21 protein-coding genes are annotated in these 25,307 nt (G+C 72.6%); 11 read left to right on the top strand and 10 right to left on the bottom strand.

Annotated elements, in window-relative coordinates; genetic code table 11:
• Positions 1-149: 149 nt before the first annotated feature.
• Together OGH68_RS32785 and idi are read left to right on the top strand one after the other, a co-directional pair.
• A complete protein-coding gene (locus tag OGH68_RS32785; protein WP_264249045.1) occupies positions 150-1,394 on the top strand; it encodes a bifunctional class I SAM-dependent methyltransferase/N-acetyltransferase in 1,245 nt (414 codons plus the stop codon).
• Positions 1,395-1,550: 156 nt separating this feature from the next.
• Complete coding sequence (idi, locus tag OGH68_RS32780) at positions 1,551-2,144, top strand: isopentenyl-diphosphate Delta-isomerase (protein ID WP_264249043.1); 594 nt, start codon at positions 1,551-1,553, stop codon at positions 2,142-2,144.
• 55 nt (positions 2,145-2,199) lie between these two features.
• On the opposite strand, the gene OGH68_RS32775 is transcribed toward idi, so the two are convergent.
• Positions 2,200-2,676, bottom strand: coding sequence for an ATP-binding protein (locus OGH68_RS32775; RefSeq protein WP_264249042.1), 477 nt, complete (start codon positions 2,674-2,676; stop codon positions 2,200-2,202).
• Between the two features lie 283 nt (positions 2,677-2,959).
• Between OGH68_RS32775 and OGH68_RS32770 the strand changes: the two genes are divergently transcribed.
• Entirely contained in the window at positions 2,960-3,736 is a 777-nt protein-coding gene (locus tag OGH68_RS32770; RefSeq protein WP_264249041.1) for an enoyl-CoA hydratase/isomerase family protein, read from the top strand.
• Here the strand turns inward: OGH68_RS32770 and OGH68_RS32765 are convergent.
• The gene (locus OGH68_RS32765; RefSeq protein WP_264249040.1) at positions 3,723-4,364 is read right to left on the bottom strand and encodes a DJ-1/PfpI family protein; all 642 of its coding nucleotides are present in this window, start codon (positions 4,362-4,364) and stop codon (positions 3,723-3,725) included. The two genes, OGH68_RS32770 and OGH68_RS32765, sit on opposite strands and share 14 nt — an antisense overlap.
• Positions 4,365-4,387: 23 nt before the next feature.
• On the bottom strand, positions 4,388-5,368 hold the full coding sequence (locus tag OGH68_RS32760; protein ID WP_264249038.1) for a GlxA family transcriptional regulator: 981 nt from the start codon (positions 5,366-5,368) through the stop codon (positions 4,388-4,390).
• Between the two features lie 123 nt (positions 5,369-5,491).
• On the opposite strand from OGH68_RS32760, the gene OGH68_RS32755 reads away from it, so the two are divergent.
• The 3 genes from OGH68_RS32755 to OGH68_RS32745 all read left to right on the top strand — a co-directional run bounded on the left by OGH68_RS32755 (position 5,492) and on the right by OGH68_RS32745 (position 9,091).
• Positions 5,492-6,355, top strand: a complete 864-nt coding sequence (locus OGH68_RS32755) for an SCO6745 family protein (RefSeq protein WP_264249037.1) — start codon at positions 5,492-5,494, stop codon at positions 6,353-6,355.
• 121 nt (positions 6,356-6,476) lie between these two features.
• Positions 6,477-6,632: an LPFR motif small protein gene (locus OGH68_RS32750; RefSeq protein ID WP_264249035.1), complete on the top strand. Its 156-nt coding sequence runs from the start codon at positions 6,477-6,479 to the stop codon at positions 6,630-6,632.
• Positions 6,633-6,712: 80 nt separating this feature from the next.
• Positions 6,713-9,091, top strand: coding sequence for a Tex family protein (locus tag OGH68_RS32745; RefSeq protein ID WP_264249034.1), 2,379 nt, complete (start codon positions 6,713-6,715; stop codon positions 9,089-9,091).
• A gap of 48 nt (positions 9,092-9,139) precedes the next feature.
• On the opposite strand, the gene OGH68_RS32740 is transcribed toward OGH68_RS32745, so the two are convergent.
• Together OGH68_RS32740 and OGH68_RS32735 are read right to left on the bottom strand one after the other, a co-directional pair.
• On the bottom strand, positions 9,140-10,777 hold the full coding sequence (locus tag OGH68_RS32740; RefSeq protein ID WP_264249032.1) for an ABC-F family ATP-binding cassette domain-containing protein: 1,638 nt from the start codon (positions 10,775-10,777) through the stop codon (positions 9,140-9,142).
• 198 nt (positions 10,778-10,975) lie between these two features.
• Positions 10,976-11,509 carry a TrmH family RNA methyltransferase gene (locus tag OGH68_RS32735; RefSeq protein ID WP_264249030.1) on the bottom strand — a complete coding sequence of 178 codons (534 nt, stop codon included), beginning with the start codon at positions 11,507-11,509 and terminating at the stop codon, positions 10,976-10,978.
• A gap of 349 nt (positions 11,510-11,858) precedes the next feature.
• Between OGH68_RS32735 and OGH68_RS32730 the strand changes: the two genes are divergently transcribed.
• Positions 11,859-12,818 (top strand): FAD-dependent oxidoreductase, encoded by a 960-nt coding sequence (locus OGH68_RS32730; RefSeq protein ID WP_264249029.1) that lies wholly within the window; start codon positions 11,859-11,861, stop codon positions 12,816-12,818.
• Between the two features lie 155 nt (positions 12,819-12,973).
• Here OGH68_RS32730 and OGH68_RS32725 read toward each other — a convergent pair whose 3' ends face one another.
• From OGH68_RS32725 to OGH68_RS32710, 4 genes are all read right to left on the bottom strand, one after another.
• Entirely contained in the window at positions 12,974-14,773 is a 1,800-nt protein-coding gene (locus OGH68_RS32725) for a BCCT family transporter (protein WP_413471064.1), read from the bottom strand.
• A gap of 79 nt (positions 14,774-14,852) precedes the next feature.
• Positions 14,853-16,142: a M14 family metallocarboxypeptidase gene (locus OGH68_RS32720; RefSeq protein WP_264249027.1), complete on the bottom strand. Its 1,290-nt coding sequence runs from the start codon at positions 16,140-16,142 to the stop codon at positions 14,853-14,855.
• A complete protein-coding gene (locus tag OGH68_RS32715) occupies positions 16,139-18,100 on the bottom strand; it encodes a Xaa-Pro dipeptidyl-peptidase (protein WP_264249025.1) in 1,962 nt (653 codons plus the stop codon). Before OGH68_RS32715 ends, OGH68_RS32720 begins: the two co-directional genes overlap by 4 nt.
• A 74-nt stretch (positions 18,101-18,174) precedes the next feature.
• Positions 18,175-18,417, bottom strand: coding sequence for a hypothetical protein (locus OGH68_RS32710; protein WP_264249023.1), 243 nt, complete (start codon positions 18,415-18,417; stop codon positions 18,175-18,177).
• Between the two features lie 116 nt (positions 18,418-18,533).
• Between OGH68_RS32710 and OGH68_RS32705 the strand changes: the two genes are divergently transcribed.
• The 4 genes from OGH68_RS32705 to OGH68_RS32690 all read left to right on the top strand — a co-directional run bounded on the left by OGH68_RS32705 (position 18,534) and on the right by OGH68_RS32690 (position 22,423).
• Positions 18,534-20,054 carry a M1 family metallopeptidase gene (locus tag OGH68_RS32705; protein ID WP_264249021.1) on the top strand — a complete coding sequence of 507 codons (1,521 nt, stop codon included), beginning with the start codon at positions 18,534-18,536 and terminating at the stop codon, positions 20,052-20,054.
• 59 nt (positions 20,055-20,113) lie between these two features.
• Positions 20,114-20,647, top strand: a complete 534-nt coding sequence (locus OGH68_RS32700; RefSeq protein WP_264249019.1) for a sugar O-acetyltransferase — start codon at positions 20,114-20,116, stop codon at positions 20,645-20,647.
• Positions 20,648-20,651: 4 nt separating this feature from the next.
• Positions 20,652-21,212: a TetR/AcrR family transcriptional regulator gene (locus OGH68_RS32695; protein WP_264249017.1), complete on the top strand. Its 561-nt coding sequence runs from the start codon at positions 20,652-20,654 to the stop codon at positions 21,210-21,212.
• Positions 21,213-21,397: 185 nt separating this feature from the next.
• Complete coding sequence (locus OGH68_RS32690; RefSeq protein ID WP_264249016.1) at positions 21,398-22,423, top strand: LacI family DNA-binding transcriptional regulator; 1,026 nt, start codon at positions 21,398-21,400, stop codon at positions 22,421-22,423.
• 46 nt (positions 22,424-22,469) lie between these two features.
• On the opposite strand, the gene OGH68_RS32685 is transcribed toward OGH68_RS32690, so the two are convergent.
• On the bottom strand, positions 22,470-25,247 hold the full coding sequence (locus tag OGH68_RS32685; RefSeq protein ID WP_264249015.1) for a glycosyl hydrolase: 2,778 nt from the start codon (positions 25,245-25,247) through the stop codon (positions 22,470-22,472).
• Between the last annotated feature and the right edge of the window lie 60 nt (positions 25,248-25,307).

Genomic DNA, 25,307 nt, shown 5'->3' with positions numbered 1-25,307 from the left:
CTGGCGGCGTGGTGGTACCCCCAGCCCCGCGCGCGCCCGGTCCTTCCTCATCCTCCGGGCTTCCGTCCGTCTCTGACCCGATCCGGTCCGGTCTCCCCGGTCCTGCGGTCGCGCTCGTCGGCCGGAGCCCCGCGAACAAGGGTTTCACGTTGTCCGACAACGCTTTGCACGATGCTTTCTTCGCCCTGCACCACGGTCTGCCGCGGCAGGGCCCCGGTTCCGACGACACCTCCGCCCGGCTGCTCGCCCTGGCGGGTCCGCTGCCCGCGCGTCCGCGGGTGCTCGACCTCGGCTGCGGTCCGGGCCGCAGCGCCCTGCTGCTGGCCGCACGGGCGGGCGCCAGGGTGACGGCGGTCGATCTGCACGAGCCGTTCCTCGCCGAGCTGCGGGCGAACGCCGCGGCGCGCGGTCTCGGCGACGCGATCCGCACCGTCCGCGCCGACATGGGCGCGCTCGACCTCCCCGACGGTTCCTTCGACGCCGTGTGGGCGGAGAGCTCCGCGTACAGCATCGGTTTCGACACCGCCCTGGAGCGGTGGCGCAGGCTGATCTCCCCCGGCGGCAGCCTGGTCATGACCGAGTGCGAGTGGACGGCCGCCCCCTCGGCGGCGGCCCGCGCCTTCTGGGACCGGCACTACCGGCTGCGCACGACCGCCGAGAACTGCGCGGCGGCCGTCGCGGCGGGCTACAACGTCCTGGGGCTGTACCGGCAGCCTTCGAGCGACTGGGACGAGTACTACGGCCCGCTGGCCGAGCGGGCCGACGCCGCGGACCCCGGGGCACCGGGGATGGCGGAGGCTCTGGCCGCGACCCGCGAGGAGATCGCGATGCGGCGGGACCACGGCACGGAGTTCGGCTACTCCGGCTATGTGCTGCGTCCCGCCGACGCCCGCTGGCGCACCCGCCCCGAGACGGCGGCGGACGTCCCGGCGGTGCGCGCGGTCAACGCGGCCGCGTTCCCCACCGCCGCCGAGGCGGACCTGGTGGACGCGCTGCGCCGGGACGACGGGGCGTGGCTGCCGGGGCTGTCGTACGTCGCAGAGGCGCCGGACGGGTCGGTGGCCGCGTACGCGCTGCTCACCCGGTGCCGGATCGGCGGCGCCCCCGCGCTGGCTCTCGCGCCGGTGGCGACCGCGCCCCGTCACCAGCGGCAGGGCGCGGGCCGGGCGGTGGTCCGGGCGGTGCTGGACGCGGCGCGGGTGCGCGGTGAGGGACCGGTCGTGGTCCTCGGGCACCCGGAGTACTACCCGAGGTTCGGTTTCGAGGTCGCCTCGCGGCACGGGATCGGGGCATCTTTCGAGGTACCGGAAGAAGCCCTGATGGTGCTGTCGCTGGACGGCAGCGGGGACGTGCCGCGGGGCACGGTCGGCTATGCGGCGGCCTTCGGCGTCTGACGGCCCGTCCGCCCCGCCGCGTGCCCGCGCGGCGGGGCGGACATGCCAGACGGCTGCCGAAGTACGGACAAGCCGCTTTTGTACGGCAGACTGAGCGGAGCCCAGGGCCCTTCCACCGGAAGGCCGCAGGGCCGAGGACCGATGCGAAGGACGGTTATGCCGATCACACCAGCCACCGCGGCGACCAGTGCGTCGAACGGCACATCACCAGCGATCCTGCTCGAGCTGGTCGACGAGGAGGGCAACACCGTCGGCACGGCGGAGAAGCTCGCCGCCCACCAGCCGCCCGGTCAGCTGCACCGCGCGTTCTCGGTGTTCCTCTTCGACGAGCAGGGGCGGCTGCTGCTGCAGCGCCGCGCGCTCGGCAAATACCACTCCCCCGGTGTCTGGTCGAACTCCTGCTGCGGCCACCCGTATCCGGGTGAGGCGCCGTTCGCCGCGGCCGCCCGGCGTGCGTACGAGGAGCTGGGTGTGTCGCCCTCACTGCTCGCCGAGGCGGGCACGGTCCGCTACAACCACCCGGATCCCGAGTCGGGGCTGGTCGAGCAGGAGTTCAACCATCTCTTCGTCGGGATGGTGCAGTCGCCGCTGCGACCGGACCCCGAGGAGATCGGGGAGACGGCTTTCGTGACCCCGGACGAGCTGGCCGAGCTGCACGGTTCGGCGCCGTTCTCCGCGTGGTTCATGACGGTGCTGGACGCGGCCAGGCCCGCGGTCAGGGAGCTGACGGGGCCGGCCGGCGGCTGGTAGCACGGCGTCCGCGGCGCGGCGCCCCGCGGTATGTCCGGCACTGCGGGACGCCGCCTCACAGGGCCGCCGCGCCGCCCTGGAGTTGCGGCATCAGCGGCAGCTCCGCCCAGATGATCTTGCCGCCGTTCGCGGTGTGCTCGACGTCGCAGGTCCCCCCCGCCTCGCGGGTGATCTCACGGACGAGCAGCAGTCCCCGGCCGCCCGTCTGCGCGGAGTCGGTCTCGAGGGCCTTGGGCCGGTAGGGATGATTGTCCTCCACGGAGACCCGTACCCAGTGCTCGCCGATGGCGACCTCGACGGCGACCTCCGGCGAGAGCAGGGCCGCGTGCCGCACGGTGTTGGTGACCAGTTCGGAGACGATCAGCAGCAGGCCCTGCACCACGTCGTCGGCGACCGGCACGCCCTGGCGGGCGAGGAGGTCACGAACGGCGTGCCGGGCCTGGGGGACGGACACGTCGAGGGCGGGAGCGGTGAACCGCCAGACGCCCTCGTACGACAGCGGCCGGGCCGGCACGCTCCCGCGGCTCTCCATAGTCCGGCACCCACCTTCGGCTCGTCCCACTGACCTTCGGGTAACAAGTGTTGGTAATCAGTAGGTCCGTGCCGTACCGCTGAACGGAAGTGAACGCGTATCGGCGCGTCTTGACCAGAATGCGTATGACAGCGTCAGTTGTGCGACTGGTCGGAACCGTCTTCTGTCCGCTTGGCCAGGCCGATCGTTTCAGCACTCTTATCGGGGTTTCAGCGGCTCCGGGGTCCTCGCGGCCCGGCCCCTGTTGATCACTGGCCCGGTTCCTGCGGATAGCATCCGGCGCATGGAGTCCCCGAAGGCCCGACCACCCCGGCTGAGGCACACCGTCGCGGACGGCGTCGCCACCGTCGTGATCGACAACCCGGCCAAACGCAACGCCATGACCGCCGGTATGTGGCGGGCGCTGCCGGAACTGCTCGGACACCTCGCGGCGGAGCCCGCCGTACGGGCACTGGTGCTGACCGGCGAGGGGGAGACGTTCTGCGCGGGCGCGGACATCTCCTCGCTGCGGGAGCCCGGCGAGGACCCGCAGTCGCTGGCGGTACGCGCCGAGGAAGCCCTCGCGGCGTTCCCCAAGCCGACGCTCGCCGTGGTGCGCGGCTACTGCGTGGGCGGCGGCTGCCAGCTCGCCGCCGCCTGCGATCTGCGTTTCGCGGAGCGGGACGCCCTGTTCGGTGTGACACCGGCGAAGCTCGGCATCGTCTACCCGGCGGCCTCGACGCGACGGCTCACCGCGCTGGTGGGTCCCGCGGCAGCCAAGTACCTACTGTTCTCCGGCGAGTTGATCGGCACGGAACGGGCGCTGCGGACGGGGCTGGTCGACGAGGTGCTGCCGAACGAGGAGCTCGGGAAGCGGGCCGCGGAGTTCACCCGGGTCCTGGTGTCGCGCTCGCAGCTCACCCAGTGCGCGGCGAAGGAGTTCACCGCCGGACGCACCGACCGGGACGGGTACTGGGCGGAGCAGGCACGCGGCAGCGGCGACACCGCGGAGGGGGTCGCCGCCTTCCTGGAGCGTCGCGCGCCGCGCTTCGCCTGGTCGCCGGAGCCTACCGGAGGATGAAGCGGCTCCCCGTGCGGAACTCCTCCACCACCGACGCCGGAGCCTTCTCGGGCGACCCGGCGTCGTAGGGCGGCTGGGGGTCGTACTCGGTGAGCAGCTGCACGGCCTGGGCGTGCCGGTCACCGGCCAGCCTGCCGACCAGCGTGAGCCCCATGTCGATGCCGGACGAGACGCCGGCGGCCGTGACGTACTTGCCGTCGGTGACGACCCGACGGCCGGTCGGTTCGGCACCCAGCCGCCGCAGTCCGTCCAGGGCGAGCCAGTGCGAGGTCGCCGCACGGCCCTTCAGCAGTCCGGCGGCGGCCAGCAGCAGCGAGCCCGTGCACACCGATGTGGTCCAGGTGCTGGTCGCGTCCACGGCGCGCAGCCAATCCAGCAGCGCCTCGTTCTCCATCTGCCCGTCCTGGCCGGGGCCGCCGGGCACGACGACGATGTTCGGTGCGCTCACCTCGGCGAAGGTCCTGGTGGCGACGAGGTGGAGATCGCCACGGTCGTTCGGCACGGGGCCGGTCCGCTCGGCGACGAACACCACCTCGCTGTCGGGCAGCCGGCACAGCATCTCGTAGGGGCCGACGGCGTCCAGGGCCGTGAAGCGGTCGAAGAGCAGGACGGCGATCAGGGTGGTCACAGGGATGTCCTTTCGTAGGACGGTCAGTGGGCGGGCCGGGCTGGTTGGGCGGTGCCGCGGAAGCGGCGGCGGTACTCGGCCGGCGCCACGCCGAGGGCCTTCACGAACGCCCTGCGCATGGCCTCGCTGGTGCCGTAGCCGCAGGCACGGGAGATCTTCGTGACGCCGTCCGCCGTGTCCTCGAGGAGCCGCCTGGCGTGCTCGAGCCGTACCCGCTCGACGTAGCGGCCCGGTGTCGTGCCCGTCTCCGCCTGGAAGGCACGGGTGAAGTGGCGCGGGGAGAGCCCGGCGCGGCCGGCGAGCGACTCGACCGACAGGTCGGCCTCGGGGCGCTGGGTGACCCAGTGCTGCACCGCGCGCAGCGGTTCGCGGGATGCGGTCTGGGCGGCGAGCTGGGCGCTGAACTGGGACTGGTTGCCGGGGCGGCGCAGAAAGACGACGAGATGGCGGGCCACGGTCAGGGCGATGTCCCTGCCCAGGTCCTCCTCCACCAGCGCCAGCGCCAGGTCGATCCCCGCCGTGACGCCCGCGGAGGTGGAGATCCGGCCGTCGCGCACGAAGATGGGGTCGGGTTCGACGTCGACCTCCGGGTAGGTTCCGGCGAGGTGGTCGCAGACGAGCCAGTGGGTGGTGGCCCGGTGGCCGTCGAGCAGTCCCGCCTCGGCGAGGAGCAGGGCTCCGGTGCAGACGGAGACCAGGCGCTCGGCGCGCGGCGCGCGGTCGCGGAGCCAGTCGATCAGGCGCGGGTCGGGGCGGCGGGTGCCCTCGCCGCCGGGGACGAGGAGCGTGTGCGGGGCGGGCACGTCCGCCAGGCTGCCGTCGGGCACCAGGGTGAGACCGCTGGAGGTCCGTACCGGCGCGCCGTCGGGCGAGGCGGTACGGATGCGGTACGCGGACCGGTCGCCGCAGGCGCGGCGGGCCCCCTCGAAAACCTCGATGGGGCCGGTCACATCAAGACTCTGCACATCGTCGAAGAGGACGACGAGCAGTGTTCGCTCCGTCATGCGCTTCATCCTTCGCGGCTCGCCGCGTGGCCGCAATGACGAGAAGCCCACCTTTCCTGCCATGCCGGGCCCGGCGTGCACCCGGCTCCTCCCGGCGTACCAACCAGTCGGTAACGTGCCCTCATGACCTCTCTGCACCCGCGCGCCGGACGCCGCTGCCACAATGTCGTCAACCCCCTGCACTCGACGGTCCACTTCTCGCCCGACTTCACCGAAGAGCTCGGCCGGATCGGCATAGCGGACCCGCGCGCCGCGTACTTCGCGGGGCGCGGCGCCGCGATGGGAGCGGTCGGCGCGGGCGCGGTCGCCGCCGCGTTCTACAACTTCAACCACGAGCTGATCGCCGAGCACGTGCCCGCCGTGTGGGACACCGCCTCACCACAGACGGTGCTCGACGCCCGGCTGCGCGCCGTCGACAGCACCCTGCGCCGGCTGCTCGGCGACGACGTGGTCTCCTCCGCCGACATGGCGGAGGCCGCGCGGCTCGCCCTGCGCGCCGCCGAGGCGTGCAGCCGCCACGCCCGCCCCCTCTACGCGGCCCACGCGGACCTTCCCGTGCCCGAGGAGCCGCACCTGGCGTACTGGCACGCCGCGACGCTGCTGCGCGAGCACCGCGGCGACGGCCATCTCGCGGCGCTGCTGGCGGCCGGGCTCGACCCGCTCGAGGCGCTGGTGAGCCACACGGCCACGGGCAAGGGGATGGCGCCGCGCTGGATCCTCTCCACCCGCGGCTGGGGCCGGGCCGACTGGGAGGCGGCGCAGGCGCGGCTGCGGGAGCGTGGACTGCTGGACGCCGAGGGCGAGTTGACGCAGGCGGGCACGGCGCTGCGGGCCGAGCTGGAGGAGCAGACGGACCGCCTGGACCGCTCCCCGTACGAGCACCTGGGGGTGGAGGGCGTCGAGCGGCTCACCGAACTGGGCCGCAGCTTCCTGATGACGGCGGCGGTCGCGGGCGCGTTCCCGCCCGACCTCGCCGGCAAGGACTGACCCCCGGCGGCCCTGCGGCGACCCGGCGGCCGGCAGCGCCGCCGGGTGCCGGCACGTTTGGCGGGGGGGACCGCGGTTACCCGTCGGGGGTCCGACATCCCGAAAAAACAGGAGGTCCATTGTGCTCCGTTCCATAGCCGACGTTCTCCGTATGATCGGCTCGGCGATCGCCACCGTCGTGACGCTGCCCTTCCGTCTCCTCGCCCGGCTCTTCGGCGGCGCCTCCCGCAGCGCGTCCCGCGGCACGTCCCGCGGCGGACGGACACGGCACGTCTGAGCCACGCGACACGGCGCCCGGCCACCCGGCACAATGCAGTCTCAAGCACAGCGAGCACGAGAAGGCGAGTCGGGGAACCAGTGACGACGTCCATCGAAGGCAGGATCGCCGAGGAGCTCGGCGTACGCGAGCGGCAGGTGAAGGCGGCCGTCGAGCTGCTCGACGGCGGGTCGACCGTGCCGTTCATCGCGCGCTACCGCAAGGAAGCGACCGAGATGCTCGACGACGCGCAGCTGCGCACGCTCGAGGAACGGCTGCGGTATCTGCGGGAGCTGGAGGAGCGGCGGACCGCGATCCTGGACTCCGTGCGCGAGCAGGGCAAGCTCGACGACGAACTCGAGAGCCGGATCCGGGCCGCCGACACCAAGGCGCGGCTCGAGGACATCTATCTGCCGTTCAAGCCCAAGCGGCGCACCAAGGCGCAGATCGCGCGCGAGGCGGGCCTGGAACCGCTGGCCGAGGGGCTGCTCGCCGACCCGTCGGTCGAACCGCTCGCCGCCGCCGCGGCGTTCGTCGACGCCGGCAAGGGCGTCGCGGACGCGGCCGCGGCGCTGGAGGGCGCGCGGGCCATCCTGACGGAGCGTTTCTCCGAGGACGCCGACCTCATCGGCGAGCTCCGCGAGCGGATGTGGGCCCGTGGGCGGCTCGCGGCGAAGGTCCGGGAGGGCAGGGAGGAGGCCGGCGCGAAGTTCGCCGACTACTTCGACTTCGCCCAGCCCTTCACCGAGCTGCCCTCGCACCGCGTCCTCGCAATGTTCCGCGGCGAGAAGGAGGAGGCCCTCGACCTGGTGCTGGAACCGGAGGAGCCGGTCGATGGCCCCTCCTCGTACGAGGCGATCGTCGCGTCCCGGTTCGGCGTGTCCCAGCAGGGCCGGCCCGGCGACAAGTGGCTCGCCGACACCGTGCGCTGGGCATGGCGGACCCGGATCCTGGTGCACCTCGGCATCGACCTGAGGATGCGGCTGCGCACGGCCGCCGAGGACGAGGCGGTACGGGTCTTCGCGGCGAACCTGCGGGACCTGCTGCTCGCCGCCCCGGCAGGCACCCGCGCCACCCTGGGGCTCGACCCGGGCTTCCGTACGGGCGTGAAGGTCGCCGTGGTCGACGCGACCGGCAAGGTCGTCGCCACCGACACGATCCATCCGCACGTCCCCGCGAACAAGTGGGACGCCTCGCTCGCGACGCTGGCGCGCCTGGCGAAGGAGCACGCCGTCGAGCTGATCGCGATCGGCAACGGCACGGCCTCCCGCGAGACCGACAAGCTCGCCGGCGACCTCATCACCAGGCACCCGGAGCTGGGCCTCACCAAGGTCATGGTCTCGGAGGCGGGCGCGTCCGTGTACTCGGCCTCGGCGTTCGCCTCCCAGGAACTGCCCGGCCTGGACGTCTCGCTGCGCGGCGCCGTGTCCATCGCGCGCCGGCTGCAGGACCCGCTCGCCGAGCTGGTCAAGATCGACCCCAAGTCCATCGGCGTGGGGCAGTACCAGCACGACCTGTCCGAGGTGAAGCTGTCACGCTCGCTCGACGCCGTGGTCGAGGACTGTGTGAACGGCGTCGGCGTCGACGTCAACACCGCCTCCGCGCCGCTGCTCTCACGGGTCTCCGGCATCGGCGCCGGCCTCGCGGAGAACATCGTCGCCCACCGCGACACCAACGGCCCGTTCCGTTCCCGCAAGGCGCTCAAGGACGTGGCACGCCTCGGCCCCAAGGCGTACGAGCAGTGTGCGGGCTTCCTCCGCATCCGCGGCGGTGACGACCCGCTGGACTCCTCGAGCGTCCACCCCGAGGCGTACCCGGTGGTGCGGCGGATGGTGAAGGCCGGCGGCGGCGAAGTGGCCTCGCTCATCGGCAACACCTCGGTGCTGCGGTCGCTGCGGCCCTCCGACTTCGTGGACGAGACCTTCGGTCTGCCGACGGTGACGGACATCCTGCGCGAGCTGGAGAAGCCGGGCCGCGACCCGCGACCCGCGTTCCGGACGGCCACCTTCAAGGAGGGCGTCGAGAAGATCGGCGACCTGGTCCCCGGGATGGTGCTGGAGGGCGTCGTCACGAACGTGGCAGCGTTCGGGGCGTTCGTGGACGTCGGTGTCCACCAGGACGGTCTGGTGCATGTGTCCGCGATGTCCAAGACGTTCGTCAAGGACCCGCGGGACGTGGTCAAGCCGGGCGACGTGGTCAAGGTGAAGGTGTTCGACGTCGACATCCCGCGCAAGCGGATCTCGCTGACGCTGCGGCTGGACGACGAGGCGTCGGCGGAGCAGGCGCCGCGGCGCGAGCGCGGCGGACGGCCGCCGCAGCAGCGTCAGGGCGGCGGCGGTGGCCGCGAGCGCCGAGGCGGGGGCGGTGCGGGTGGCGGTGGCGACCGTCGCGGCGCGGCGCGCCAGGCCCCGGCCCCTTCGAACAGCGCGATGGCGGACGCGCTGCGCCGCGCCGGTCTGGTCGACCCGAAGAACCGCTGACGCCCAGGTCTCTCCCGGGCCGGTCCCTTCCGGCCCGGGAGGGGCGTGTCAGAGCTCGGTCACCTTGCCGTCCGCCACCTCGATGCGGCGGCCCACGCGGACCGCGTCCAGCATCCGGCGGTCGTGGGTGACCAGCAGCAGCGTGCCCGTGTACGAGTCGAGCGCCGCCTCGAGCTGCTCGATGGCGGGCAGGTCGAGATGGTTGGTCGGCTCGTCCAGTACGAGCAGATTGACGCCGCGGCCCTGGAGCAGGGCAAGAGCGGCGCGGGTGCGCTCTCCCGGCGAGAGGGTCGTCGCCGGGCGCAGCACATGTCCGGCCTTGAGCCCGAACTTGGCCAGCAGGGTGCGCACTTCGGCCGGTTCGGTGTCGGGGACCGCCGCGCAGAAGGCGTCCAGCAGCGACTCGTCGCCGTAGAACAGGCGGCGGGCCTGGTCGACCTCGCCGACGACGACGCCCGAGCCGAGGGAGGCGTGTCCCTCGTCCAGGGCGAGCCGGCCGAGCAGCGCGGCGAGCAGCGTCGACTTGCCCGCGCCGTTGGCGCCGGTGATCGCCACCCGGTCCGCCCAGTCGATCTGCAGCGAGGCGGGCCCGAAGCGGAAACCGCCGCGCCGGACCACCGCGTCGCGGAGGGTGGCCACCACCGAGCCGGAGCGCGGGGCGGTGGCGATCTCCATCCGCAGCTCCCACTCCTTGCGGGGCTCGTCGACGGCGTCGAGCCGCTCGATCATGCGCTGCGTCTGGCGTGCCTTGGCGGCCTGCTTCTCGCTCGCCTCGCTCCGCAGCTTGCGGCCGATCTTGTCGTTGTCGGTGGCCTTGCGGCGGGCGTTCCTGACGCCCTTGTCCATCCAATTGCGCTGCATCTGGGCACGGCCCTCGAGAGCGGCCTTCTTGTCGGCGAACTCGTCGTACTCCTCGCGTGCGTGCCGCCGGGCCCGCTCGCGTTCCTCCAGGTACGCCTCGTAGCCGCCGCCGTACAGGGTGATCTGCTGTTGGGCGAGGTCCAGTTCGAGGACCTTGGTGACGGTCCGCGTGAGGAATTCGCGGTCGTGGCTGACGACGACCGTGCCGGCACGCAGGCCCCGGACAAAGGCCTCGAGGCGTTCGAGGCCGTCGAGGTCGAGGTCGTTGGTGGGCTCGTCGAGCAGGAAGACGTCGTAGCGGGACAGCAGGAGGGAGGCGAGACCGGCGCGGGCCGCCTGGCCGCCGGACAGGGAGGTCATGGGCGCGTCGAGGCCGACGCCGAGGCCGAGCGAGGCGGCGACCTCCTCGGCTCGCTCGTCCAGGTCGGCGCCGCCGAGGTCCAGCCAGCGCTCCAGGTTGACGGCGTAGGCGTCGTCCGCTCCCGGGGCGCCGTCGGCCAGGCCCTGGGCGGCGTCGTCCATGGCGGTCTGGGCGGCCGTGACGCCCGTGCGGCGGGCCAGGAAGTCCCGTACGGTCTCGCCTTCGCGGCGCTCCGGCTCCTGCGGGAGATGGCCGACGGTCGCGGTCGGCGGAGAGAGCCGGAGCTCGCCCTGTTCCGGACGGTCGAGGCCGGCGAGCAGCCGCAGCAGCGTGGACTTGCCCGCGCCGTTGACGCCGACGAGCCCGATCACGTCGCCGGGGGCGACGACGAGGTCGAGTCCGGAGAACAACGAGCGGTCGCCGTGGCCGGCGGCGAGATCCTTGGCGACGAGAGTTGCAGTCATCAGGGGGTGCATCCTAAGGCTTCGCGGGTCGGTCGGGCCGGGCGGGCCGGTCCGTCGGTCGGGGAGCGCGTGCCCGTCCGTCGGTCGGGCCGGGCGGGCGGAACGGGATCCGGCGGGCGGGCCCCGGCCGGGTCCGGGGTCCGCGGGCCGCGCGAGGTCAGCGAGGGCTCGGCGGCCCGCCACGTCGCCGCGGACGCGTCACACGAGTCCGGCGAGCTTGTACAGGGCGAGGGAGCCCGCGACGGCCACGTTGAGGCTGGAACCGGTGCCGACCATCGGGATCTCCACACATGCGTCGAGCAGGTCGAGCGCCTCGGGCGGGATGCCGTGCTGCTCATGGCCGAGGACGAGGACGGTCGGCTGCCGGGCCGGGGCCAGGTCGGCGAGCCGGACGGCCTCGTCGGCGAGTTCGACGCCCACGATCCGCGCCCCGCTCTCCCGTCGGCGCGCCAGCCACCCGAGCGGGTCGCCCGTCCAGTGCGTGCACAGCGGCCGGCGCAGGGTGTTGCCGCGGGCCAGTGCCTCGGGCACCCAGGGAAAGCGCGGGACGGTGAGACACGCGCCCACCGCGTCGCAGGTGCGCGCCAGGGTGCCGAGGTTCGCCCCGTGCAGCGGCCACAGCGGCGCGGCATAGAGGTGGTCCCAGCAGGAGTGGGCGCGGGGGCGGCGGCTCCTGCGCAGTTCGCCGGGTGTACGGGTGCGGATGGCCGGTCCGCTCCGCCGCGCGCTCATCGGCGCGGGGAGGCGGACCTCCGGTTCGTCGGCAGGGCCCCTGCGGGCAGGTCAGGCGTCTGATGCATCTCGGCGGCGATTCAGCGGCTCGCCCGGGCCTCTCGTGCGGTCCGTCGCGCCACGGGCGCGACGAGCACGCCTCCATGGTGCGTGCCACGAGGAAGGATCGCTGCTCGACGGCCTTCGCGTCCAACGGAATTCGACGGCCTGCGGCATCGAGGTCGCCGTCGAGGATCTCTCTCGGGTGCGGCCGGTGGAGCCGGTCCGGCCACGCGGTGTTCCGGAGCATGCGGCGTCCCGCCGGCACGAGCTGTTCTGCCCTCGCGGGCCGTCGGTTTACGGTCCCGGCATGAGCGACGACGTACTGGTGCTGGGCGGCGGGGTCATCGGCCTCACGACCGCCGTGGTGTTGGCGGAGAGCGGCAGGCGGGTGCGGGTCTGGTCCCGGGAGCCGGCCGACGCGACCACCTCCGCGGTCGCCGGCGGACTGTGGTGGCCGTACCGCATCGAGCCCGAGACGCTGGTCGGCGACTGGGCGCTGGCGTCGCTGCGGGTGTACGAGGCACTGGCGGCCCGGCCGCAGGAGACGGGCGTACGACGGGTCCCCGGCGTCCATGCCGGCACCCGCATCGCGGGGCTCGGGCCGTGGGCCGCCCAGGTGGCGGGACTGTGTGAGGTGGGGCCCTCGGAGCTGCCCGGGGGATCCGGCTCCGGGCTGTGGGCCCGGATTCCCGTGATCGACATGCCGGTTCATCTGGCCTGGCTGACGGGGCGGCTGGAGGCCGCCGGTGGGCGTGTGGAGGTGCGGGAGGCCGGCTCCCTCCCACAGGCCGAGGCACAGAGCGGTGCGACCGTCGTGGTCAACTGCACGGGACTGGGCGCCGGGAAGCTGGTGCCGGACGCCTCCGTGCGGCCCGTGCGCGGACAGTTGGTGGTCGTGGAGAACCCGGGGATCGAGGAGTGGTTCACCTCGGTGGACCACGCGTCGAGCACGACGACGTACTTCATTCCGCAGCCCGGTCGGCTGCTGCTCGGCGGTACGGCCGAGGAGGACGACTGGGACACGGCTCCGCGCAAGGAGACGGCGGACGCGATCGTCGAACGCTGCGCGCGGATCCGGCCCGAGATCGCCGGAGCGAGGGTCCTCACACACCGGGTGGGGCTGCGCCCGGCGCGGGACGCCGGTGTGCGCATCGACTCCGGGCGGCTGCCGGGCGGGGCGCTGCTGGTGCACAACTACGGGCACGGCGGTGCCGGCGTCACGGTGGCGTGGGGGTGCGCAGCGGCGGCGGCCGCTGTCGTGGGGTAGCGGACGGCAGGGCGGCCGCGGCGGGGACGGACGGGACGGCAGCGCAGGCGAGCGGCCTCCCGGACGGGGCGGCAGCGGAAGGACGCGGGCGCAGGGGGCCGCGACGAAGGCCGGGGCAGCGGCCCTCGCCTGGACGACGGGCGTACGGTCTCCCGTCAGTCCGACTCCGGACGGTCCTTGCGCCTGTCCTGGTCCTCGACCTCCTCCGGGGCGGGTTCCGGCTCCACCACGGGGATCTGGCCCGCCTCCGGGCCCAGGCCGGGGCCGATGCGGATCTCGAACTCGCCCGCGTACTTCTCGTGGCCCGCGATCACCGCCGACTCCACCGCCTCCTCGGCGATCTCGCCACGGACGATGAGCGGGTCCTGGCGCAGGTCCCGCATGAGCGCCAGACACATGCCGATCATCACCAGCACGAAGGGGGCGGCGACCAGGATCGTCAGATGCTGAAGGCCGGCGAGGGCGTCGCCCTTGCCCTCGCCGACGAGCAGCATGACGGCCGCGACCGCGCCGGTCACCACGCCCCAGAAGATGACGACGAGCCGCGCCGGTTCGAAGGTGCCCTTCTGGGAGAGGGTGCCCATCACGATCGAGGCGGCGTCCGCGCCGGACACGAAGAAGATGCCGACGAGGATCATCACCAGGAGGCTCATCACCCCCGCGATCGGGAACTCCTGGAGCACACCGAAGAGTTGGCCCTCCGGCGTCGTCTCGCCGCCCAGCTCTCCGCGCTCCTCGAGCTTCATGGCCGTGCCGCCGAAGATGGCGAACCAGAGCAGACTGACGGTGCTCGGCACCAGGATGACGCCGCCGACGAACTGGCGGATCGTGCGGCCCCGGCTGATACGGGCGATGAACATGCCGACGAACGGCGTCCAGGAGATCCACCATGCCCAGTAGAAGACCGTCCAGCTGCTCAGCCAGTCGGCGACGTCACCGCCGCCGGTCGCCGCCTCCGTACGGCCGGCCAGCTGCGGCAGTTCGCCGAAGTAGGAGGCGAGCGACGTGGGAATCAGGTCGAGCACGAGGATGGTGGGGCCGGCGATGAAGACGAACACGACGAGGATCACCGCCAGCACCATGTTGGTGTTGGACAGCCACTGGATGCCCCGCTCGACGCCGGAGACGGCGGAGACCACGAAACACACCGTCAGGACCCCGATGATGGAGATGAGCAGCCCCGTGCTCGCCCGGTCCATCCAGTTCAGCTCCCGGAAGCCGCTGCCGATCTGCAGGGCACCGAGGCCCAGCGACGTCGCGGATCCGAAGAGGGTGGCGAAGATCGCGAGGATGTCGACCACTCTGCCCGGAGTGCCGGCGGCGCGCTTCTCGCCCATCAGCGGCGTGAAGACGGCGCTGATGTTCTGCCGCCTGCGGCGCCGGAACGTGCTGTAGGCGATGGCGAGACCGACGACCGCGTAGATGGCCCACGGATGCAGCGTCCAGTGGAAGAGTGTGGTGGCCAGGGCGGTCTGCATGGCGTCCGCCGAGTCGACCGGGGTGGTGCCCGGCGGCGGGTTCGTGTAGTGCGCCAGCGGCTCGCTGACGCCGTAGAACATCAGGCCGATCCCCATGCCCGCGCTGAACATCATCGCGACCCACGAGACCGTGCGGAACTCCGGCCCCTCGTGCTCCTGCCCGAGCGGGATGCGGCCGTAGCGGCTGACGGCCAGCCACAGCGCGAAGACGACGAATCCCGAGGCGGCCAGGACGAACGCCCAGCCGCCGTTGTGCATCAGGCCGCTCAGCAGCGTGTCGGAGGCGCTCTCCAGCGTCTCCGTGAACACCGAACCCCAGAACACGAAGGCGAGGGTGAGCACCGCCGAGATGCCGAACACCACCCGGTCCGTGACCGGAGGTCGGTCCTCGTGCGGATGGCGGCCCGGCAGCGCCGCCTTCACCGGATACCACAGCCGTTTGCCCGGCTTCTGTGGCTTCTGTACTTCGTGGGACACGGAGGCACCTTTCACGATATGCGGAGCCTGATTTCACTCCCCGGTACCCCCTACCACACAAGTAACACTCCTCCCGGTATCAACAGGCTTGCACCGGTTGCCCGGCAGCGAGGTGGTACGCCGCACGGGTGTCGAGGAGCAGCGGCACGAGTTCCCGCTGCGACTGCCGCAGCGGCACGAGGACGCCTTCCCCGTCCGGCCGGGAACTCACGCCGTGGAGCGCGAGTTCGTCGCCCACCTCCGCGTACTGCGCGGATTCGAGCCGGTAGCCGCAGGGCGGGTCCTGCAGGGTCTCCTCCGGTGCGGGCGGATCGTTGTCCGCCCCGCCGAGGTGGACCGGCCCCCGGTCCTGGAAGCCCGACACCCGGGCCGCGGCCGTGGCCGCCTCGATCCGGCCGCGCCGCTCGTCGGCGTACGACAGCAGTCCGTCGAGCGCCGCGAGCTGACTGTCCACCCGGCGGCGCCTGTTGAGGGCGGGGTCGGCCTGCTCGTCGGCGCTCAGTGCGTCGACGCGGCTCTCGATGAGCAGGCCGACGGCGTTCTTGACGCCGGACGCGTTGCGCAGGATGCGTTCCTGGCCGTCGCCCGCGGTCTGTCTGACGGGGTCGCCGGTGACCGGGTCGGTCCAGATTCCGTACGTACCGGTGCTGTATCCGGCGCGGCCGGCGGCCGGACGGACGTAGGAACCCGAGAGGGTCCGCGCCTCCTCGTGCACCCGCGGATCGGTGTTGAGGTTGCGCGGCCACAGGTCGAACAGGTCCTTGTCGTAGTACGGCGGGGTGGCGCCGTACTCGTGCAGGTCGTAGACGACGTCCGGCCGTTCGTCGCGGACGACGGCGGCGAGCGCCCGGCCCTCGGCCGTCCTGAGCGCGATGTGGTCGCGGTTGACGTCGACGCCGTCCGCGTTGCCCCGGGTGTCCGCGGCCCGGCCGTCGGGGTTGGCCGTCGGCACGACCATCACGTGTGTACGGGACAGCAGTTCGCGGGTCCTGCCGTCCCGGCCGAAGGCGAGGTCGCGGATCGTGGTCAGACATGCCTCGCGGCCGGCCGGCTCGTCACCGTGCTGAGCGCAGACAAGGAGCACGGTGTGGGGCGACCTGTCGTTCCCCAGGTGGACGAGGTGCAGCGGGCGGCCCTGCTTCGTCGTGCCGACGCGCTCGTACGACATCCGGCCGCTGCCCCGGTCGACGGCGGCGAGGAAGGCGTGCTCCTCCGGTTCGCTGGTCCAGCTCTCTCCCCCACCGGCCTCGAAGCCGGTGCGGGGCACGGTGTGCGCCGCCTGCGCGTTCCCGGTGAACAGCGGCACGGCGAGGGCGACGGCGGCCGTCGTGAGGGCGAGCGCACGGGCGCGGACACTCGGCTGCTTCATCGGCTGCCGCCTCCCGGGATCGGACGGATCGGACGCGGCTCGGCGACGCCGCCGAGGCGGGAGTCGGCCGGAGCGGGCACCGGGCCCGCGACCGCGCGGGCGAAGGCGGACGCGCCGCCCACGACGGGCACTTTCGCAGTGCTGCGGGCGAGATCGAGGGAGATCCGCGGTGTGGTGTCGGGCGGGTCGATCAGGTACCTGTCGGTGCCGGCCACGACGAGCGCCAGCCGGTGGCCCGCCGGGACGACGTGGTCGCTCGCGTGCAGGTCGATCGTGACGGTGTACGCCCTGCCGGGGGTCAGCGCCTCGTCCCGGTAGCCGCCGAGGTCGGCCCAGCCGCGGCTGAAGACGGTGTGGCCGACGGCGGTGGTGCGTGCCTCGGTCTCCTTGAAGCAGGAGCTGTCGCCCGTGGTGCTCGGGCCCCAGCAGGTGCGCTCGGCAAGGGTGATGATGCCTTCGCCCGGTGCCGCGTAGTCGCGGATGGTGTCCGGGCCGAGGTCGACGAGGACGGCCGACAGGTGGGCGCTGGTCGTCGACGGTGTGGCGGTCGCCGTCACCCGGGAGGAACCGGACAGGCGCACATCGCGGCCGAGCGGGCGGGTGACGAACCCGGCCTTGGCAGCCGTCGGGGTGTCGATCGCGGCGGCCCAGTCGGTCTCGTCCTGGCTCGGGTCGTCGGTGAAGGTCTCGGTGGCGCCCGGCCGGGCCGGCTTCAGGGACAGTGTGCCGACGCCCGGCCGGGTGCCGTTGCCCGGGCGCAGCGCGGTGGCGGCGGTCGTGCGGGGCGGCCAGACGCGGTCGGTGGTCCAGCGGTCCGGGGCACGCTCGATGTCGGCCATCGGCTCGCGGTCGATGCCGTTCTCGTAGCCGAGGAGGTAGTGGTCGAACCAGCGGTGCAGGGTGCGCACCCACTCGCCGCGCCGGAAGTCGAACGGGTCGACGTGCCCGGTCTGCGACAGCCACACCTTGCGCTCGACGCCGTGCTCGGCGAGGGCGTCCCACCACTGGCCGAAGTGCTTGGAGCGGACGTTCAGATCCTGCATGCCGTGCACGGCGAAGACGCTGGCCCTGACCTTGCCGGCGTCCGGCACGTAGTCACGCTCGGCCCACATCCGCGTCAACTCGCCGCTGCGCGGCGACCCGTCGACGAGCCGCTGCTGGACGGCCCGGCAGCGTTCGCGCGCCTCAGGGCTCTCCACGTAGTGGGACAGCCACTCGGGGCCGGAGTCGTAGAGCGGCGCGCCCTGGGCGAAGTAGTAGTCGTACCAGGAGGAGATCGCGCCGATCGGGACGATGGTCCTCAGCCCGCGCACCCCGGTGGCCGCGACGCCGTTGGCGACGGTCCCGTCGTAGCTCTTGCCGATCATCCCGGTGGCGCCGGTGGACCAGCGGGCGCTCGCCCGCTCGCCGCCGGTACGGGTGGTGTAGGCGCGGGCGCGGCCGTTCAGCCAGTCGACGACGGCCTTGGCCGACTGCACGTCGGATCGCCCGCCGACGTCCACGCAGCCGTCGGAACGGTTGGTCCCGGCCAGGTCGACGGCGACGAAGGCGTAGCCGCGGGGCACGAAGTAGTTGTCGTAGTACAGCGGGAACTGCACCGGGTTCCCGTCCGCGTCGTACGTCTTGCGCTGGCTCTCGTTCCCGCGCCCGCAACAGGCGTAGTACGGGCTGGCGTCCATGACGACCGGCACCCGGCGGCCGCGCTGCGCCGCCTCCCGGGGCCGCACGATGTCCACGGCGACCCGGTCGGTGCGGCCGTCGCCGTCCTCGTCGAGCCGGGTGTCGACCCAGACGGACTCCCGGATCGCGTCGTCGTACGAGTAGACCGGTCTGCTCTCCCCGGCCGGCGTCGCGCCCTGCGCGCCGGTGGGCGCGAGCGTCAGGGCGACGAGGGCGGCCGAGGCCGCCGTCACCAGCGATCTGCACGTCAAGCGGGTTCTCCGCACGCGTATCGGCATGGGCGGAAGGTACTCCGGTCAACTCCCGTGCGACAGGGGGCGTTCGGGCACTCCTCCCGCCCGGCCGGGCGGCGTCACGGTCGGCGCGACGCCCCCAAGAAGTCACCGAACCAGTCGTCGGTGTCGGTCAGCGACAGCACCTCCCACGGGCCGAATCCGCCATTGGCGACCTCGAGACAGAGCCGTCGCAGAAGCTGTGGCATCCGATGGCCGACCACCGCCTCGAACGCCGTGACATCGGCGGACGACGCCCGGGGCGGCAGCTCGCGGTCGCCGGCGCGGCGGCCTACGGCATCGATCAGTTCGTCCTCGTCCACCGGGAGATCATCCGGCACGGGACGCGCCTCGGAAAGGCCGAGGTTCGCTCCTGACCGGAGGGCATGGCCGTGCCTAGGGTCCAAGGAATCGTTCGTTCCGACGACTTGGAGCATCCGTGCACCGCAGACTGACCGTCCCGAGCGCGCTCGTGGCCACCCTCGTGCTGGCGATCCCGGCCTCGGCCGCGAACCCCTCGGCAGGAGCACCGGGCATCGGGGACCCGTACTACCCGGCCGCCGGCAACGGCGGATACGACGTCTCGCACTACGACCTGCGTCTCAAGTATCGGCCGGAGACGGACCTGCTGGAAGGCACGGCGACGCTGCTCGCCACCGCCACGCAGGACCTGAGCCGCTTCAACCTCGACTTCGGGCTCGAGGTGAGCGAGGTCAGGGTCGGCGGCAGGAAGGCGGAGTTCAGGAAGGAAGGCGCCCAGGAGCTCGTCGTCACCCCGGCCTCGCCGCTCGCCGAAGGCAGGGCGACCTCCGTGGTGGTGCGGTACGCGGGCAAGCCGTCCGAGCTGGAGATCGGCGGCTGGACGGCCTGGCACCGTACGCCCGACGGCGGCGTGGCCGCGCAGGAACCCGACTCGGCCGTGTGGTGGTTCCCGAGCAACGACCATCCGCTGGACAAGGCGACATACGACGTGTCCGTCCTGGTCCCCGACGGTTCGCAGGCCATCAGCAACGGCGTGCTCGTGTCGCAGAGCTCCAGGCTGGGCTGGACCCGTTACAACTGGCGCTCGAACAAGCCGCAGGCGTCGTATCTGGCCACCCTCGCCGTCGGCAGGTTCGACATCACCACCGGCACGACCGCCGACGGGCTGCCGGTCCTGAACGCCTACAGCAAGGACCTCGGCGACAACGCGGGCGCCGCGCGGGCCAGCGTCGAGCGGACCGGCGAGGTCGCCGAGTGGCTCACGGAGGTCTTCGGGCCGTACCCGTTCAACGCCCTCGGCGGCTACGTGCCCAATGTCACGAGCGGCTTCGCCCTGGAGACCCAGACCCGCCCCTTCTACAGCCCGCGGCAGTTCGCGAACGGCTCCAACGTGTCCGTCGTCGTGCACGAGCTCGCCCACCAGTGGTACGGCGACAGCGTGTCCGTCGAGGGCTGGAAGGACATCTGGGTCAACGAGGGTTTCGCCCGGTACAGCCAATGGCTGTGGTCGGAGAAGGAGGGTGAGGGCACGGCGCAGGAGCTGGCGGACTGGGTCTACGCCCAGCACCCGGCGGACGACCCGTTCTGGACCGTCGCGCCGGGCGATCCGGGCCCGGAGAACCAGTTCCACCTGGCCGTCTACGACCGCGGCGCACTGGCGCTCCAGGCACTGCGGAACGAGATCGGCGACGAGGACTTCTTCGCGATCCTCAAGGGCTGGCCTGCCAAGCACGCGTACGGCAACGCGGAGGTCGGCGACTTCGTGGCGTACGCGGAGCGGGTCTCGGGCAAGCCGCTGGCCGGGTTGTTCGACACGTGGCTGTACGAGCCGTCGAAGCCGGCCGCGCCGGCCGCCGCCGGGGCGGGCGTGGCCCGGTCGGCCGCCGGGCCCGAGCGGCCGAAGTCGTGGAAGTCCATCGCCGCGACGAACACGATCCACGATCACGGCCCCGGGCACAGGCCCGAGCACGCGCACTGACGCAGCGGTCCGCGCCGGCATGTGTACGACCGTACGCCTCGTAGTGTACGGTCGTACACATGGCCGACCACTTCGCCGGCGACCCCCGGACCAACCGGGAGCGGATGCTCGCGGGCGACCTCTACATCGTCGACGACCCCGACCTCGCAGCCCGCGAGGCGCAGCGTGCCGTGCGACTGGCCGCCGAGTACCTGGCCGCGTACGCGCGGGACGCGGATGCCGCGCAGTCGGTCGTCGCCGAGCTGATCGGCAGTCTCGGGGAGGGCGCCCACATCAAGCCGCCGCTGTTCGTCGACTACGGGACCTACATCACGGTCGGCGAGGGCACCTTCGTGAACTACAGCCTCACGGCGCTGGACGTCGCCCCGATCACCATCGGGAGCCACTGCCAGATCGGTCCGAACGTGCAGTTGCTGACCCCGACGCACCCCGTGGAGCCGGGGCCGCGCCGGGACAGGCCGGAGGCGGCGCTGCCGATCACCATCGGCGACAACAGCGTGATCGGCGCGGGCGCCGTCGTCACCAAGGACGTTCCGGCGAACGTCGTGGCCCTCGGCAACCCGGCCCGTGTGGTCCGCTCGGTCGAGGTGTGAGGCGATGGCGACGGGACGGGTCGACCCCGAGCGCCGGGAGCGCATCATCGCCGCCGCACTGGACCTCATCGCCCAGGAGGGCGTCGCGGGCACCTCGCACCGCAAGGTCGCGGCGCGGGCGGGCGTTCCGCTCGGCTCGATGACGTACCACTTCCGCAGCATGGACGAGCTGCTGCGCGAGGCGTTCACCCGCTTCTCCCGGACGGTCGTGGAGCTGTTCGAGGAGCGCCTGGGCGCCGCAGGCTCCCCCGACGAGGCCCGGTCGGCGGTCGCGGACCTGATCCACGATCTGTCCGGGGCCGAGGAGCGCGACCTGGTGCTCACCCACGAGCTGTACACGCTCGCCGCCCGGCAGCCGGCGTACCGGGAACTGACCCGGGAGTGGATGCGCAGCAGCCGGCAGGCGCTGGAACGGCACTTCGACCCGGCGACGGCCCGTCAGCTCGACGCGCTGATCGAGGGGCTCTCCATCCATCGCGCGCTCGACACGGAACCGCACGACCGTGCGCTGACCGTCGACGCCGTCGCCCGTATCACCGCCGCGTCGCCACCCCCGGCGCCGTAGCCTCCGAGCCGCCCGGCCGGTGCCCTACCTGACGAGGGTGCCGGCCGGGCTCATGACCTCCATGACCATCCACATGCTGGGAGCGCTCTCAGGCCGTGTGACCGGGAAGATATCCTGTCGGCGTCAGATCATGTCGCCGACCGGCGCACTGGTACGACCCCTGGAGCAGACGAGGAGCGCCTCACGTGCCGGAGCAGACCGCTGGGTCCCGCCCCACCCTGGAAGCCGTAGCGGCGCGCGCGGGTGTCTCCCGCGCCACGGCCTCCCGGGTCGTCAACGGCGGCGCGGGGGTGCGCGCGCCGCTGGTCGACAAGGTGCGCCAGGCGGTGGAGGAGCTCGGTTACGTGCCGAACCACGCGGCCCGCACCCTGGTCACCCGGCGCAACGGCGCGGTCGCCGTGGTCATCGCGGAACCGGAGATGCGGATCTTCTCCGACCCGTTCTTCGAGCAGCAGGTGCGCGGGATCAGCCGTGAGCTCACCGCGTACGACTCGCAACTGGTGCTGCTGTGGGTGGAGGGCCCCGGTGACCACGACCGGATCGCCCGCTACCTGGGCGGCGGGCACGTCGACGGCGCCCTCGCCTTCTCCCTCCACAACGACGACGAGCTGCCCGCGGTCATCGGCCGGACGAAGATCCCCATGGTCTTCGGCGGCCGCCCGGTCAGCGGATCCGATCTCACGGTCCCGTACGTGGACGCGGACAACCGCGGCGGCGCCCGGGAGGCCGTTCGGCACCTGGTGTCGCGCGGCTGCGCGAACATCGCGCACATCGCGGGTCCGCGTGACCAGACCTCGGCGCAGGACCGGACCGACGGCTATCACGACGTCCTCGTGGACGCCGACCCCGGCCTGTGCTGCCAGGGCGACTTCACGGAGGAGAGCGGCGCGCGGGCGATGGCGGAGCTGCTGGACCGCCGCCCGGACCTCGACGGGGTCTTCGTCTCGAACGACCTGATGGCGTCGGGGGCGCTGCGCACCCTGCGGGAGCGCGGGCGGCGGGTGCCCAAGGACGTGGCCGTGGTCGGCTTCGACGACATGGCCTCGGTCGTCGGCACGACGGATCCGGCCCTGACCACGGTGCGCCAGGACATCGAGGGCATGGGCCGGCTGATGGTCCGGCTGCTGATGCGGCTGCTGAACGAGTCGGGCGGCGCCGCCCCGGCGTCCGTGATCACTCCGACGACGCTGGTGCGGCGGGCATCGGCCTGACTCCGATGCCCGCCGCCCGCCCGGTCGGTGGTGGTGGTGGTGGTGGTCAGTTGTAGGGGATCACCAGGACGGACTTGTCCGTTCCGGTCTGCAGCTTGGAGGGAGCGTTGCCGATGGCGCTCCACACCTCGAGCCGTACGGTGCCGCCGGCCAGGTTGCCAGGCGTGCCCGTGGTCGCCTTGATGCCGCGTGCCTGCGAGTACTCCTCCCAGCCGGTGACGGGGTCGGTCGCGAAGTAGTGGTACGTCTCGGTCCGGTCGAAGCGGCCGTCGCCGGTGAAGTCGTAGCTGATCCGGGCCTGCTGGCCCAGTCCGACCACGGTGCCCGCGTCGACCTGGAGCCGGAAGGCGGTCTGTGCGCCCGGGGTGAGGGTGCCGTTGACGCCGCGGACCTCGTAGACGAGCGGCTGGTACGGGGTGCCGTCGTGGTTGGCGCCCCCGGCGGAGGCGATGGTGTCGCTGCCCGCCGTGCCGCCGGTCGCCGTGGTCAGAGTGCCGCCGCTGCGCAGCTGGAAGGTGTTGCCGGTCGGCGGCTCCGGGTCGGGGTCGGTGTCGCCCCCGCCGGTCCCGGTGCCGCTCGCGGTGGAACGGGCCGGTACGGACAGGGTCTTGCCGTCGGAGAAGGTGACGGTGCGGGCCGTCGGGCCGTGGTTGTGGGCCGCGTAGGTGCGGGCCGTGCCCTTGGTGAAGACGGCTGAGGTGGGGATGTCACCGGTCACCGTGGCGTCCGGGGCGCCGAGCGTGTCGAGGGTGTTGATCCAGTGGTAGGTGTGCGCCTTCGACTCGCCCTGCTCCGGCGTGTAGCCGGCGTGGCCGGCGTCCCACTTGGCCTTGGCCGTGCCGGGGTCGGCGAACGACTGGAACTCCCACAGGAGGTCGCGCCATTCGACGGCCGGGCCGCCGTTCTCGCGTTCCATCTCGGCGAGGTTGCGCCGGATCGCGGTCTTCTCGCCGCCCAGGTGGAGCGATCCGCCGGTCACGGGCAGAACGTTGATGCCGTGGATCTCCTCGGGGTTGGCGGTCCACCAGGTGGCGTAGGCGGCGCCGCTGCCCCAGACCATGCCGGCCGTGTCGTGACCGAAGGAGGACGGGAAGACCTGCTCGTCGGCGTCGAACCAGTACTGGGCGATCGACTCCGACTCGGTGGTCAGCAAGAACGTGCCGAGGTCGCGCAGCGAGGTGTCACCGGTGGCGGAGCCCCACAGGACGAGGGCGGCGCTGAGGTTGGTGGACTCGGAGGAGGACTCCTGGTTGTTGCCGGCGGCGAAGCCCTGGTGGCCGGAGGCCCAGCTGTGGCCGGCGTAGACGTCGAAGCCGCGCAGGAAGGGGAACGCGGTGTCGGTGCGGCTGGGGTTGGCGGCGTCGCGTACGAGGGTCTTGACCATGCCGCCCCAGGCGGAGTCCGCGGCCCATGCCGGGTCGTACTGGGCGACGATCGCGGCCGCGTAGACGTAGTAGCTGTAGTGGAAGTGGTGGTCGTTGAGTTCGGTGTCGCTGCCGTAGGAGGCGGGGTAGCCGGTGAGGGTCTTCCAGTCCTTGTCGTAGCTGAACTCGCCTCCGCCTCCCGCGGTGAACCAGTCCTGCAGTTTGCCCTTGAGCAGGCCGAGGAGCCGGTCGCGGGTGCCGGTCTCGCCGATCTGCTCGGCGACCGGTACGAGCTGGGCGAGGCGGCCGAGCGCCTTGCCGGTCCAGTAGGTGTCGGAGGCACCGGAGAAGGGGTCGGAGGCGTTCACGACCTCGTTCAGGTAGCCGCGCAGCCTGGCGGTGTCGACGGCGTTCGACTTGGGCAGCGCTGGCAGCACCGCGGCGGCCTTCTGGGTCGTGGTGAACGAGGCCGACTCGCGGACCTTCATGGTGCCGCGCGGGGAGACGTAGGTGTAGGAGGTGAGCGGGTCCGTGGTGTTCAGCCACTGGTGGCGGTAGAGGGCCTGGAGCGTGCCGCGCTCGGTGCCTTCCTTCGCCTCGGTGGTGAGCGTGTAGGTGGCCCTGACGGTGCCGCCCGTGTAGCTCCAGGTGGCCTTGGAGCCGGTGACGAAGCTGTAGGCGTACTTGCGGAAGGTCGCCAGCGCGCCGGTGGACGGCAGCACGGCGACGGAGAAGTAGTCCTTGGAGCCGAGGCCGGCGGTGACGGTGGAGCCGGAGACGTTCCAGTCGCTGCCGGTCGGCGCGAAGAGGGCATAGTGGTGTCCGGCGACGGTGATGCCGAGGACGTTGCCCTGGTCGGCGAAGACGGTGGGCGCGCCGGCGGTGGTGATCTGCGCGTTGCCGCCGGAGCCCTTGGCGTACACGAACGGGGAGCCGTGGCCGATGGTGGTGCGCAGGGTGCGGGCGCCGTCGGACCAGTAGGGGGTGACCGTCCAGTCGGACCAGTCGTCGGCCTTGGTGTCGGGCGAGTTGAGGCCGGTCACTCCGATGGTCAGGTCACGCTTGTGGGCGTACTCGTACTGGCGGCCGTCGCCGACGATCGCGGCGGAGGTCGGGTAGCCGACGTCGAGCCCGCCGGCCGTGGCCTGGTAGGTGAGGGGGTGCCCGTACATGGGGGTCGAGTACGGGTTGTCGCCGTAGCGCTGGAAGGCGAGGGAGGACCACCAGTCGTTGGTGGGCACCGGCCGGTTCCGCGCGGCGGTGGTCACCTTGGGCGTGACCGGCGTGCCGGTGTTGGTGGTGGGGCCCGACGTACCGGCGGGGCGGGTGTCGGAGTAGCTGCCGGAGCCTACGGGGACGGTGGCGGCGGCCGCCGGCGCGGCGGCCGGACCCAGGCCGACGACGGCCAGGGCTGAGGCCAGGACCAGCGCGGCTGCTGGCCTGGTGCGGGGGGCTGGCATGCGGCACCTCAAGTCGTCACGGGACGGATGGCTGAGAGCGCTCTCAGATGGCCGAAACGT

Origin of the sequence: Streptomyces peucetius (assembly GCF_025854275.1) — a bacterium.
GTDB lineage: Bacteria > Actinomycetota > Actinomycetes > Streptomycetales > Streptomycetaceae > Streptomyces > Streptomyces peucetius_A.
The sequence above is the reverse complement of the archived record's forward strand: the minus strand, read 5'-3'. Positions and strand labels throughout refer to the sequence as shown.

Excerpts from the sequence above, each read along its gene's own strand:
- OGH68_RS32755 (WP_264249037.1), top strand. The coding sequence starts at position 5,492 with ATGACCTCTCTGCACCCGCGCGCCGGACGCCGCTGCCACAATGTCGTC.
- OGH68_RS32770 (WP_264249041.1), top strand. The coding sequence starts at position 2,960 with ATGGAGTCCCCGAAGGCCCGACCACCCCGGCTGAGGCACACCGTCGCG.
- OGH68_RS32730 (WP_264249029.1), top strand. The coding sequence starts at position 11,859 with ATGAGCGACGACGTACTGGTGCTGGGCGGCGGGGTCATCGGCCTCACG.
- OGH68_RS32760 (WP_264249038.1), bottom strand. The coding sequence starts at position 5,368 with ATGACGGAGCGAACACTGCTCGTCGTCCTCTTCGACGATGTGCAGAGT.
- OGH68_RS32720 (WP_264249027.1), bottom strand. The coding sequence starts at position 16,142 with ATGAAGCAGCCGAGTGTCCGCGCCCGTGCGCTCGCCCTCACGACGGCC.
- idi (WP_264249043.1), top strand. The coding sequence starts at position 1,551 with ATGCCGATCACACCAGCCACCGCGGCGACCAGTGCGTCGAACGGCACA.
- OGH68_RS32775 (WP_264249042.1), bottom strand. The coding sequence starts at position 2,676 with ATGGAGAGCCGCGGGAGCGTGCCGGCCCGGCCGCTGTCGTACGAGGGC.
- OGH68_RS32695 (WP_264249017.1), top strand. The coding sequence starts at position 20,652 with ATGGCGACGGGACGGGTCGACCCCGAGCGCCGGGAGCGCATCATCGCC.
- OGH68_RS32740 (WP_264249032.1), bottom strand. The coding sequence starts at position 10,777 with ATGACTGCAACTCTCGTCGCCAAGGATCTCGCCGCCGGCCACGGCGAC.
- OGH68_RS32700 (WP_264249019.1), top strand. The coding sequence starts at position 20,114 with ATGGCCGACCACTTCGCCGGCGACCCCCGGACCAACCGGGAGCGGATG.
- OGH68_RS32685 (WP_264249015.1), bottom strand. The coding sequence starts at position 25,247 with ATGCCAGCCCCCCGCACCAGGCCAGCAGCCGCGCTGGTCCTGGCCTCA.
- OGH68_RS32715 (WP_264249025.1), bottom strand. The coding sequence starts at position 18,100 with ATGCCGATACGCGTGCGGAGAACCCGCTTGACGTGCAGATCGCTGGTG.
- OGH68_RS32735 (WP_264249030.1), bottom strand. The coding sequence starts at position 11,509 with ATGAGCGCGCGGCGGAGCGGACCGGCCATCCGCACCCGTACACCCGGC.